The organism is Agrobacterium sp. CCNWLW32 (assembly GCF_037083425.1).
GTDB classification, from domain to species: Bacteria; Pseudomonadota; Alphaproteobacteria; order Rhizobiales; family Rhizobiaceae; genus Agrobacterium; species Agrobacterium radiobacter.
In genome coordinates, this window is the sequence record NZ_JBAOJM010000003.1 from 324238 (window position 1) to 336480 (window position 12243).

A 12243-nucleotide genomic window follows, 5' to 3' on the forward strand; every position below is an offset into this window, starting at 1 on the left:
CCTGGACGTTAAAAGAAACGACTTGGCCTTTCCCTGCTCCGGGCCGGATCAGGTATTAAAGCGGAAGTGGATGACGTCGCCATCCTGAACCACATATTCCTTGCCTTCATCGCGGGCCTTGCCGGCTTCCTTCGCGCCGACTTCGCCCTTGAAGGCGACATAGTCGTTGTAAGCGATGGTATTGGCGCGGATGAAGCCGCGTTCGAAATCGGAGTGGATGACGCCGGCGGCCTGCGGGGCCTTGGTGCCGCGCTCGATGGTCCAGGCGCGGCATTCCTTCGGGCCAACGGTGAAATAGGTAATGAGGTCAAGCAGCTTGTAGCCAGCGCGGATCAGACGGTCGAGGCCCGCTTCTTCGAGGCCGAGGGCGGAGAGGAATTCCTTCGACTCTTCATCGGGAAGCTGTGCGACTTCGGATTCGATCGCCGCGGAGATGACGACGGATTCTGCGCCCTGGGCTTTCGCCATTTCGGCAACGGCCTTGGTGTGTTCGTTGCCGTCGACGGCGTCGCTTTCCGCGACGTTACAGACGTAGAGAACCGGGTGCGCAGTCAGGAGGTTGAGGCCCTGAAGGATGCGCAGTTCTTCGGCATCGAGCGTGGAGAGCAGGGTGCGGACCGGCTTGCCTTCGTTCAGAAGCTTCAGCGAAGCTTCCATCAGCGGCAGCTGCGCCAGCGATTCCTTGTCCTTGCCGGTGGCGCGCTTGCGGGTCTGTTCCGTGCGGCGCTCAAGGCTTTCGAGATCGGAGAGCATCAGCTCGGTCTCGATGGTTTCGGCATCGGCCACGGGGTTGATGCGGCCTTCGACGTGGGTGATGTCATCATCCTCGAAGCAGCGCAGAACGTGAACCACGGCGTCCACTTCGCGGATATTGGCGAGGAACTGGTTGCCGAGGCCTTCGCCCTTCGATGCACCGCGTACCAGGCCGGCGATGTCGACGAAGGAGATGCGGGTAGGGATGATTTCCTTCGAGCCGGCAATGTCGGCGAGGATTTTCATGCGCGCATCCGGAACCGCCACTTCGCCGGTATTCGGCTCGATGGTGCAGAAGGGATAGTTGGCGGCTTGTGCCGCTGCCGTTTTCGTCAGCGCGTTGAAGAGAGTGGACTTGCCGACATTTGGCAATCCAACGATACCGCATTTGAAGCCCATGGCTTGAAACCTGTCCGTTTGAAAGAATTCGTTGAGGAGCCTTTTGCGGAAAGGGCAGGGCAAGGTCAAGCCCGCGCGCCGATTTGGGTGGGCAAAGCCCCTTTAATGGTGAGGAATTTCGGGCAGGCTTGCCGATGGCGTGGTTGCGGCGCAATATAAGCGGGTCAAGAGATCGATCTTTCGTCATCAACGGGGTTTCCCATGAACAACCGCGATGAGCGACAGGCACGAGCGGCCATGATGAGTGACAGTCCTGTCGATCTCAAGCCAAAACCGAAAGTCAAACCAAAGCTGGAGCGGCCGAAGCTCTACAAGGTCATTCTGTTGAATGATGACTATACGCCGCGCGATTTCGTAACCGTGGTCCTGAAGGCCATCTTCCGTATGAGCGAGGAGACCGGCCACCGGGTGATGATGACGGCGCATCGCTTCGGCAGCGCGGTTGTCGTCGTCTGCGAGCGCGATATTGCCGAGACCAAGGCCAAGGAAGCGACCGATCTCGGCAAGGAAGCGGGATTTCCGCTGATGTTCACCACCGAGCCCGAGGAGTGAGCGTTAATCCTGCCTTATCTGGAAACCCGTCTTGTTCTGCACGAAGCCGCAGCTTTCATAAAATGCATGGACCTCCGGGCGCTGCCGGCCGGTCAGCAGCATCACCTTGTAGCAATTCGCCGCAAAAGCGACCTCGACGGCATGGCGCACGACCGCCCGGCCATATCCGCGGCCGCGACGGGTTTCCAGCGTCACCACGTTTTCGATAAGGGCATAGGGACGGGCGGCGCGCGTCAGGTTCGGAACAATCTGCAGCGTGGCGGTGGCGACCGCTTCTCCGCCTTCGGTCGCAAGAAACACGGTCAGGCCCGGCTGGGCGAGCATGGTCGCGAAAGCCGTATCTGCTTCTTCTGTCGTCATTTCCGGATCGGACGGACTGAGCGCCCGGTAAAGTTCAAGCAGTCCAGCCAGATCGCCGGCTTGGGCTTCGCGCAGGACGATGGTCTCCGAAGACATTCGTGATCTAGTCCTTCTTGCCGAACATACGCTTCAACATTTCGGCCATCGGGCCGGTTTCCGGCAGTTTTTTCGGCTGGGCGCTGTTGCGTGCCTGATGGATATGGGATTGCGCGGCGGGTTTGGCTGCCTTGGCCGGTTTCTCGGCTTCCGGCTTACTGCCCGTGGCGAGCGCCAGTTTGTTCATCAGTTGCGAATCCTCTGCTTTCACCAGCATTGCGGCATTGTCGGCAATGGCGTCCAGAAGCGGATCGAGCCAGACGCGGTCGGCCTTGGCGAAGTCCCCGAGGACGTGACCGTGCACCCGCTCCTTGTCGCCGGGATGGCCGACGCCGAGGCGCAGACGGCGGTATTCCTTGCCGCAATGGGCGTCGAGCGATTTCAGGCCGTTGTGGCCGCCATGACCGCCGCCAGTCTTGATGCGGGCGCGGCCGGCCGGCAAATCAAGTTCATCATGAATGGCGATGATGTCTGCGGGTGCAAGCTTGAAGAAGCGCATGGCTTCGCCGACGGATTCACCCGAAAGGTTCATGTAGGTCAGCGGCTTCATCAGCAGGACCTTTTCGCCACCGATCTCGCCTTCGGAAATCTCCGCCTTGAATTTCTTCGACCAGGGCGCAAAAGAAGGCAGGCGCTGCAGCGCATCGACGGCCATGAAGCCGATATTGTGGCGGTTTCCCGCATATTGCGCGCCGGGATTGCCGAGTCCTGCGATGATCTTCATGGGGCATGTCCGCATGTTGCCAGATGATGCTGTTGTCACCACCCCGAAATCCGCCGGCTGTCAATCTTTTTATGGATTTAGGGCTTTTTATGCAGTTTGGATGGGTCAGGGGCTGACGAGATTGTAGCGGTCGAATATCCGCTGCTGCGTTCCATCGGCGATCAGCCGGTCCAGCCGAGCCTGTAATTTTGCGATGACCTCGTCGGGCACGCTTTTGTTGCAGGCAAGCCCAAGCTGTTGCCGCGTAAACGTTATCACCTCCCTGAACGTGTCGGCGGGCAGGCTTTTGAAAGTGCTTTCAGACATGGGCATCAGGTCGATGCGGCCGGCTTCCAGCTTGTGAAGCGTGATCTCGAAATCCGCACCGACATCCACCTGCGGGAAACCGAGCTTTTGCAGCAGCGCTTCAGTGTAGTCGCCACGCTGGGTTCCCACCCGATATTTCCTGGCCTCATCAAGACTGGAGGCTTCGACATTCGCCTTGCGGCGCGCCACGAGGATATTGCGGTCGATATGGATCGGCGTGACCCATTTGAATTGCTTTTCCCGCTCCGGTGTTCTCGCAGCGGCAAAGACGCAATGCATGGCCTGTGTGCTGGCCAACGCAATGGCTCGCGCCCAGGGCATGACGGCGACCTCGTAACTGGTGCCGGTATCCTCGAGCACGATCTTGAGCTGGTCGAAATAGACGCCGCGCACGCTGCCGTCGCTCGCCTGCAGATTATAGGGTGGGTAGACCTCGGTCGTCAGGAAGAGCTTGGCCGCGCTGGCCGGAGCGGCGAGAGCAAGAAAGATCAGGCAAAAGCGGATCAATCCCATTGCGGCCCCCTGCCGGTTCACGCTTGCCGCGCCGCAATGCGGCTTTTCCCGGACGCGATGTCGAGGGAGGTGATCAGCCTTTCGACCGGCTGCGGGCGTGCGAAGAAATAACCCTGCCCGAAATCCGCGCCTATATCGGTCAGAAGTCCCTTCTGCTCTTCCGTCTCGACGCCCTCTGCAATGACGACGCAATTCATCTTGTGCGAGATGGCCGCGATGCCTTCGACCAGCATGCGGTTGCGCTGCCTGATTTCCATCGTGTCATCACAGATCGAGCGGGTGAAGGACTGGTCGATCTTGACGATATCGACCGGAAAACGGCTGAGATAGCTGAGTGAGGAATAACCCGTGCCGAAATCATCCAGTGCGATGCGGCAACCCAACTGGTGGATGGCATTGAGGATCGCCCGGATTTGCGGATCGTCCTTCATGATGACGGCTTCGGTGATCTCGACCACCAGCCGTCTGGGAAGAATGCCGTAGCGGTGCAGAACACCGGCGATGCGCGTCGGCAATCCCGGCTCGAACTGCAGCGGCGAGAAATTCACGGCCACATAGGTCTGTTCCATGCCCGGCAGGCGCGACAATCTGGCGAGATTGGCGATCGACTGATCGAGAATGACATTGCCGATGCGCTGGATGGTGCCGTTTTCTTCCGCGAGGCTGACAATGGCGGCCGGAGAAAGCAGGCCCTTGTCCGGGTGGTTGAGGCGCAGCAGCGCCTCGAAACCAGCCGTCCGGCCGGTTGAAAGATCTTGAATCGGCTGGAAATAGGCCTCGAACCAGTCCTCGGAAAGCGCCTGTGCGATATCCCGCTCCAGTTCTGCATGTTCCCGGGCCCGGTCCATGATCGAGCTGTCGAAGACCTGCGAGCCGTTCTTGCCCGTCCGCTTGCGGGTATACATCGCCATGTCGGCATTCTGCAAAAGCTCTGACGCGCTGGAGGCGTGCAGGGGATAGACCGCCATGCCGATGCTGGCACTGAGACGTATGCTGTTGTTCTCGATCTCGAAGGGCGTATCCAGCATGGTGCAGATACGCTCGCAGAATTGCAGGGCGCGCTCTTCCACCTTGTCGCCGGCCAGAAGAATGGCAAATTCGTCACCGCCAAGACGCGATGCGCTGTCCAGCGGCGTCAGCAGCGGCTCGAGCTTCAGCGTGAATTGTTTGAGAACAGCGTCGCCTGCGGCATGGCCAAGATTGTCGTTGATCGCCTTGAACCGGTCGAGGTCGATGAAGAGGCAGGCGAGTTCGCTGCCGTTGCGGTCCGCATCGCGGATCTGCAGATCGAGAATGGCCTCGAAGCCCTGACGGTTGAAGAGGCCGGTCAGATGGTCGGAAATGGCCTGCTGGCGATTGCGCTTTTCCGACTGGCGCAGTTCGGTCACGTCGGTCATGACGCAGAGGCATGTGCTCTGATGCGCCGCATCGCCGGAATCAAGGGCCTTTTCGAGGATGAGTGCGTCCATGACGCTGCCATCCATGCAATGGAAACGCACGGTGATGCCGCTATGCGAAGTATCGGGCAAGGGGGGCGCCATCTTGCGCTGCTGAAACAGAAGCCGGTCATCGGGATGGATGAGATCGGCAAAATTCAGCCCGAGTATCCGGGTGCGGTCGTAGCCGGTCGCCTGTACCCAATAGTCACTGACGGCGGCGATGCGGTCGTGCCTGTCGAGTGAGAACAGCATGGCGGGTGTACGGTTGTAGATTTCCGTCTTTCGCTCGTGCGCGTTCTTGATCTCCAGCTCTTCCTTTTCGAGCTGTGTCTGCATTTCGTTGAAGCTTTTCGCCAGCCGGCCGATTTCGTCCTTCGAGCGCCAGTCGACGTGATGGCGCGAACCGAGACGCCGCGTTGCCTCTATCGCGGCCGCCAGCCGCATCAGCGGGCGGATGACCATGAAGCGGTTGCCGGCGATGGCGGCAAGAACGATGGCGAGGACGGCGAGGATGAAAATCGTGATGAAGGCCAGTTCGTTGCGGCTGAGAGAGGTCAGAAGGCTGATATCGTCATAATAGACCGTGAGTTGCCCGACCGTGACGGAGCCTTTCGTGGTCTTGTAGGTCACCTCACGCGTCGTCGAGGCGGCATCCTGAATGATGTCGCTGCCGGCGGTCTGGACGATATCGAGCTGGCCGGATGTGTCCTTGACCTCGACCATGCGGATCACGGGGTCGGAAACGAGGGTGCCGGTAATCTGGTTTATGGTGTCGTCATCAAGGTCCCACAGGGGGCGGGCAAGCGCCTGTGCATTGGTCGACAGCAGAATTTCAAGGTGGTTACGCTGGCTGCGAATGGCTTCGTGGTAGGAAAGCGTCAGCAAAAGCGTGAAGAGCGGGGCGACCACTGTAAGAAGTGCGCCGGAAACAATCGCGATAAAGCGACTTTCGACGGAATGAGCCATGTTCGATTGCAGCTACCCTTTGCCCCAGACTTGCTGCGCCCGTTTCGTCTGTCCGGAGAGGTTTTGCGAAGGTTTTCGGCAAGAGCCTGTTTTCCCATCCCATTTCCTCAGCCCGGCCGGTGTTCCACGACAGCGCAAGGGTATCGTTTCATGGAAGTGTTAATCGACGCTGAAACGGGTTCCGTATCATGCGTGGGCGGCAAGCTTTCTGGTTTTAAAGTTCATAAAAACTAAAAGGCCCGTTCCGAAAACGGAACGGGCCTCATTCTTCAAAGCTATCGGGCCTTGCGGCCGCCGATTATTCCTCGGAAGCTTCTTCAGTCGTTTCTTCTGCGACGCCGCCAGCCGGAGCAACGATCGTTGCGATCGTGAAGTCACGGTCGGCAATAACCGGCGTGATGTTCTTCGGCAGCTTCACATTCGAAATGTGAACGTTGTCGCCGATCTTCAGACCAGCGAGATCAACAGTGATGAATTCCGGAATGTCGTTGGCCGGGCAGTGGAATTCCACCGTGTGACGAACGATGTTCAGAACGCCGCCGATCTTGATGTCCGACTTTTCTTCGTTGACGAAGTGAACCGGAACTTCAACGTTGACGAGCGTGTTGCCCGAAACGCGCAGGAAGTCGACGTGCATGGTGAAGTCGCGGACCGGATCAAGCTGGTAATCCTTCGGGAGAACCTTGATCTTCTTGCCGTCGACGTCGATGATCGCAACCGTCGTCATGAAACCGCCAGCATGGATACGCTTGGTGACTTCGTTGGTCGACAGGGCGATGGAAATGGGGGCCTGCTTGTCACCATAGATGACAGCGGGAATCAAACCGTTGCGGCGAAGTTCACGAGAGGACCCCTTACCAACTCGTTCGCGCGCCTCGGCCTTGAGCTCATACGATTCTTTGCTCATGGCAATTCCTTTCGAGGTTATATGGAGAGTTCATGCCGAACGAAGCGGCCTGAACCGGAGAGGCCAAGGGCCATCCCGCCCGCGTTGCCTCCAAGGGTGTCTACACGGGTGCGGGCGCTATAATACAAACGGAAGCCAAAGACAAGAGTGGCCCCGTTTTCACGGGTGCCGCTTTATAATTTTATTAGTATTCACTAATTCATCCGTGTGTTGCAACTTTTAATATATGCTTATCCATCCACATAAACCGGGTGAAAACTTGGCGAATGATATGGCTGCGCAGAATTCCAATTGCGTAGATGACAATGCTCAAAGTTCTCCAGTGCCTCACCATCGATCACGACTATCGATACACCGTCGCAGCGGTCTTCGTCTGCATGCTGGGTAGTTTCGTTTCGATGCGCCTTTTTTCGAAAGCACGTCTGGCAACGGGGGTGCAGAAGGTCAACTGGCTGTTTCTGGCGGGCGTCAACGGCGGGGCGGCGATATGGACCACCCATTTCGTGGCGATGCTGGGCTATGTCGCCGCGGGTGATGTAGGATACGATCCCTATTTGACCGGGCTATCGCTTCTGATCGCCATTACCACAACGACTGCCGGCTTCGGCATTTCCGCCTATGGCGGGCGCAGCGTGCTGGTGGAAGCTGGCGGCATGATCCTCGGCCTCGGCATTGCGGCCATGCATTACACCGGCATGGCGGCCTATAATGTTCAGGGCATGATTTTCTGGGATCAGGCCTATGTCATCGCCTCGCTGGTGCTAGGGGCGGTGTTCGGCGCCATTGCGGTCAATCGCATTGCCCGGCCTCTCAACCGTTTCTGCCAATATAGCGCGGTGGCGTTTCTCATCCTCGCCATTGCCTCGATGCATTATACCGGCATGGCCTCGATGTCCTTCGCGTTTGACCCGCGCATCATCATTCCGGAAAATCTGCTGCCGCCGGCCATCATGGGCGGAGGCGCCATTGCGGTGACGCTGCTGCTTCTGGCGCTCGGGCTTTCCACCTATGTCATCGACGCCCAGTCCACCCAGCAGGCGGTTGCCCGCTATCGTCATCTTTCGCTGCACGATCCGCTGACGGGCATTCCCAACCGGGCGGCATTCATCGAGCATCTCAATCGTCGCACGCGCCATGTCTCGCTGGGCGCGCATACCGCGCTTCTGTCCATCGATCTCGACCGTTTCAAGGAAATCAATGACGTGCATGGCCATGCGGCGGGCGACGCGGTGCTGCGCGCCATCGCCGACCGTGCGAGTTCCGTGCTGAAAGCCGGGGAGTTCCTGGCCCGCATGGGCGGCGATGAATTCGTGGCGATGACCCATTCCTATTATACCCGCGCCGACGGTGCGGAGTTCGCCCAGCGATTGATCGAGCAGATCAGCAAGCCGGTGGAATGGAACGGGCAGACATTTTCGGTCGGCGCAAGTGTCGGCATATCGGTTCGCAATACCGGCTCCATCGATGCCGATACGCTGATGGCCCAGGCTGACGTCGCCATGTACCGGGCAAAAAGCGGTACTTCCGATACGATCTGCTTTTACGACAAATCCATGGACGAGGCCGCGCGTGAGCGTAACGTGCTTGCCGTCGCCATGCGCAGCGGCCTCGCCAATAACGAGTTCGAGCTTTATTACCAGCAGCAGAACGACACCAAAAGCGGCAGCATTGTTGGTTTCGAAGCGCTTTTGCGCTGGAACCATCCGGAACGCGGCATGGTCTCCCCGACCGAATTCATTCCGATCGCGGAACAGACCGGCTTTATCGTCGAACTGGGCGAATGGGTTCTGCGAGAAGCCTGCGTGCAGGCCGCTCAGTGGAAAAAATCGCTTGCCATCGCCGTAAACGTCGCGCCGCAGCAGCTTGCGGATAATGATTTCCCTGACAAGGTTGAGAAAATTATTGTCGAGACGGGGCTTGCGCCGGAAAGGCTCGAGCTGGAAATCACCGAAGGCAGCATTATCGCCGACCATCGCCACGCGCTCCTTACCATCCGCAAACTCAAGTCGCTCGGCGTCAAGATCGCGATGGACGACTACGGCACGGGTTATTCCTCGCTTTCGACCCTGCAGAGTTTCCCCTTCGACAAGATCAAGATCGACCGCGCCTTCATTGATGGCCTGTCGACCAACGTGCAGTCGGAGGCGATCGTTCGCTCGACGCTCATTCTGGCGCACAGCCTCAATATTCCGGTGCTTGCGGAAGGGGTAGAGACGAAGGCCCATATCGAGTTCCTGCGGCGCGAAGGCTGCCTGCAGGTTCAGGGCTTCTTCTTCGGCAAGCCCGGACCGCTGACCTCCATCGCCAATCTCGTGGACGATACGTTTCTCTCGACCGAGGATGAAACGGAAGCGAGCGCCGGCCGGCGTTATTTCAAGGCGGTCCGATAGTCTGGCGCAGCCCGCGGTTGCGCCCGGCAATGGTGGTCGCGAAATTTTTTGTTGAAACGTGAACGCTTCCAGCGCACCATCGCCGAAAAGCTTTGGGAGGAGCGTATGCCGACAGACATCGCCCATGCGGAACGCGTGTATGAAACTGCGCGCCACCGTTCCGCCGCCGCAAGTTCTCCGATTGTCGCCTCCTGGCGTCGCTGCATGGTCAAACATCATCTTGCACCGGAGGAAAACCGCAAGCCGATCTTTCTCAGCGAGTATGAATTCCGCCGCGCCCGTGAAAGTGCGGCCGGCCTGATTGCCGAAAGCACGGATGAACTTGACCGCATTTTCCAAAGTGTCGGCAAATCCGGCTGCTGCCTGCTTTTGACCGATGCGCATGGTGTTGCCCTGGAAAGACGCGGTGCGGCCGGCGATGACCGAGAGTTCCGAGCGCTTGGTCTCTGGTCCGGCGCTGTCTGGAGCGAGGCGAGCGTGGGCACCAACGGCATCGGCACGGCGCTCGTCGATGAGCGTTCGGTGGTGGTTTATCGCGACCAGCATTTCTTCACGTCGAATACCGAACTCTGCTGCACCACGGCGCCCATTCGTGACCATACCGGCCGGGTGACGGGCGCACTCGATATTTCCACCTGCCGCGATGACATCAACGAGATGACCTTCTCTTTCGTCACCCAGGCGGTGAAGGATGCGGCGCAGCGCATCGAGGGCAATCTTTTCCGTCGCGCCTTTCCGGGCGCGCGCATCGTTGTGGTGCCGAGTGGTTTTGGCGCGGCGCTTTCTTTGCTTGCGGTGGATCAGGACGATCTTGTGCTGGGTGCAACCCGCGCCGCACGCCTTGCGCTGAAGCTCGATGATACCCTGATCGCGCAGGGCCTGCCCGCTGCGGATATTCTGCAGGAGCAGCGCCACGACAGCGGTTCCGACCTTGCGGAAGCGGAACGCTCGGCGCTTCGGCGTGTGTTGTCTCGCACCAACGGCAACGTCACGCAGGCCGCCTCGCTGCTCGGCATCAGCCGCGCCACGCTTCATCGCAAGATGAAGAAATTCGACGTGCATTGAGGTCCAGGCGGTTGCGATCCGGCCAATCATGCCGGATCGGAGCGCCTTTGTCGCAGATGTGAGACAATGTGCGCTGCGGAACAGCGCCGCCCCTCTACCGAACAGCGCCATCTAGGCCCACCTTTCTCCCATGCGGTCCGTCGCGGATCGTTTTCATCAGGGAGGATGAAATCATGAATATTCAGGTTCAGCAGAAAGCGGGCGAAGCGCCCTTCAAGCTGAAATACGGCAATTACATCGGCGGCAAATGGGTGGAGCCGAAATCCGGCCGCTACATGGATAATCTTTCGCCGGTCACCGGCCACAAGATCTGCGAAGTTCCCCGCTCGGATGCGGCTGATATCGAGTTCGCACTGGATGCCGCCCACAAGGCAAGAGAGAAGTGGGGCAAGACCAGCGTAACCGAACGCTCCAACATCCTGCTCAGGATCGCCCAGCGTATCGAGGACAATCTCGATCTCATCGCACGGGCCGAAACCTGGGATAATGGCAAGCCGCTGCGCGAGACGACCAATGCGGATATTCCGCTGACGATCGACCATTTCCGTTATTTCGCGGGCTGCATTCGTGCACAGGAAGGCACGATCGGCGAAATCGACAATGACACGGTCGCCTATCACTTCCATGAGCCGCTGGGTGTCGTCGGCCAGATCATTCCGTGGAACTTCCCGATCCTGATGGCCGCGTGGAAACTTGCGCCGGCGCTTGCCGCCGGCAATTGCGTGGTGCTGAAGCCGGCCGAACAGACGCCGGCCTCCATTCTTGTCGTGATGGAACTGATCGAAGATCTGTTGCCGCCCGGCGTCCTCAACATCGTCAACGGCACGGGCCTGGAAGCCGGAAAGCCGCTGGCGCAGAGCAACCGCATCGCCAAGATCGCGTTTACCGGCTCCACCTCGGTCGGTAAGGAAATCATGCGCTATGCAGCCGATAACGTCACCAACATCACGCTGGAGCTTGGCGGCAAGTCGCCGAACATCTTCTTTGCCGACGTGATGAACGAGGACGACGCCTTCCTCGACAAGGCGCTCGAAGGTTTCGCTTTCTTTGCGCTTAACCAGGGTGAGGTCTGCACATGCCCCTCACGAGCGCTGGTTCATGAATCGATTTATGACCGCTTCATGGAAAAGGCGATCAAGCGAGTTCAGGCCATCAGCCAGGACGATCCGCTCAATCCGTCGACCATGCTGGGCGCGCAGGCGTCGCAGGAACAGTTCGACAAGATCATGAGCTATCTGGAGATCGGCAAGAAGGAAGGCGCCAAGGTTCTGACCGGCGGCGACCGCAAGACGCTCACGGGTGATCTGAAGGATGGCTATTACATTCAGCCAACCGTCTTTGAAGGCAACAACAAGATGCGGATTTTCCAGGAGGAAATCTTCGGTCCCGTTGTCTCCGTCACCACCTTCAAGACGGTGGAAGAAGCGCTCGAAATCGCCAATGACACGGTTTACGGTTTGGGCGCGGGCGTGTGGAGCCGCGATACGAACATTGCCTACCGGGCCGGCCGGGGCATCGAGGCGGGCCGTGTGTGGACGAACTGCTATCACGTCTATCCGGCAGGTGCCGCCTTCGGCGGTTACAAGCAGTCGGGCATCGGTCGCGAGACCCACAAGATGATGCTCGATCACTATCAGCAGACCAAGAACCTGCTCGTGTCCTATAGCCCGAACAAGGTCGGCTTCTTCTGAGTTCCTCCCCGGAAGCCGGCGACGGATCATCACGATCAAGCCGGCGTGTTCCCAGGGGCTCCGGCCCCTGGGAGCCCGGATC

At 59.0% G+C, this 12243-nt stretch carries 10 protein-coding genes; 4 read left to right on the forward strand and 6 right to left on the reverse strand.

Going from position 1 to position 12243, the window contains the following annotated elements:
* Positions 1 to 48: 48 nt before the first annotated feature.
* Entirely contained in the window at positions 49 to 1152 is a 1104-nt protein-coding gene (ychF, locus tag V6R85_RS08895; protein ID WP_004430264.1) for a redox-regulated ATPase YchF, read from the reverse strand.
* 240 nt (positions 1153 to 1392) lie between these two features.
* Between ychF and clpS the strand changes: the two genes are divergently transcribed.
* Complete coding sequence (clpS, locus tag V6R85_RS08900) at positions 1393 to 1704, forward strand: ATP-dependent Clp protease adapter ClpS (protein ID WP_026363868.1); 312 nt, start codon at positions 1393 to 1395, stop codon at positions 1702 to 1704.
* Between the two features lie 3 nt (positions 1705 to 1707).
* On the opposite strand, the gene V6R85_RS08905 is transcribed toward clpS, so the two are convergent.
* From V6R85_RS08905 to V6R85_RS08925, 5 genes are all read right to left on the reverse strand, one after another.
* Positions 1708 to 2160 carry a GNAT family N-acetyltransferase gene (locus V6R85_RS08905; protein ID WP_111834703.1) on the reverse strand — a complete coding sequence of 151 codons (453 nt, stop codon included), beginning with the start codon at positions 2158 to 2160 and terminating at the stop codon, positions 1708 to 1710.
* Positions 2161 to 2167: 7 nt separating this feature from the next.
* Positions 2168 to 2884 (reverse strand): aminoacyl-tRNA hydrolase, encoded by a 717-nt coding sequence (pth, locus tag V6R85_RS08910; protein ID WP_020011362.1) that lies wholly within the window; start codon positions 2882 to 2884, stop codon positions 2168 to 2170.
* A gap of 105 nt (positions 2885 to 2989) precedes the next feature.
* A complete protein-coding gene (locus V6R85_RS08915; RefSeq protein ID WP_004430279.1) occupies positions 2990 to 3703 on the reverse strand; it encodes a substrate-binding periplasmic protein in 714 nt (237 codons plus the stop codon).
* A 17-nt stretch (positions 3704 to 3720) separates the two neighbouring features.
* Positions 3721 to 6108 carry an EAL domain-containing protein gene (locus tag V6R85_RS08920; RefSeq protein ID WP_111834704.1) on the reverse strand — a complete coding sequence of 796 codons (2388 nt, stop codon included), beginning with the start codon at positions 6106 to 6108 and terminating at the stop codon, positions 3721 to 3723.
* A gap of 298 nt (positions 6109 to 6406) precedes the next feature.
* The gene (locus V6R85_RS08925; RefSeq protein ID WP_004430287.1) at positions 6407 to 7015 is read right to left on the reverse strand and encodes a 50S ribosomal protein L25/general stress protein Ctc; all 609 of its coding nucleotides are present in this window, start codon (positions 7013 to 7015) and stop codon (positions 6407 to 6409) included.
* Between the two features lie 305 nt (positions 7016 to 7320).
* On the opposite strand from V6R85_RS08925, the gene V6R85_RS08930 reads away from it, so the two are divergent.
* The 3 genes from V6R85_RS08930 to adh all read left to right on the forward strand — a co-directional run bounded on the left by V6R85_RS08930 (position 7321) and on the right by adh (position 12161).
* The gene (locus V6R85_RS08930; RefSeq protein ID WP_111834705.1) at positions 7321 to 9405 is read left to right on the forward strand and encodes a putative bifunctional diguanylate cyclase/phosphodiesterase; all 2085 of its coding nucleotides are present in this window, start codon (positions 7321 to 7323) and stop codon (positions 9403 to 9405) included.
* A gap of 105 nt (positions 9406 to 9510) precedes the next feature.
* Positions 9511 to 10470 (forward strand): helix-turn-helix domain-containing protein, encoded by a 960-nt coding sequence (locus V6R85_RS08935; RefSeq protein ID WP_111834770.1) that lies wholly within the window; start codon positions 9511 to 9513, stop codon positions 10468 to 10470.
* A 173-nt stretch (positions 10471 to 10643) separates the two neighbouring features.
* The gene (gene adh / locus V6R85_RS08940; protein WP_004430297.1) at positions 10644 to 12161 is read left to right on the forward strand and encodes an aldehyde dehydrogenase; all 1518 of its coding nucleotides are present in this window, start codon (positions 10644 to 10646) and stop codon (positions 12159 to 12161) included.
* Positions 12162 to 12243 lie beyond the last annotated feature (82 nt).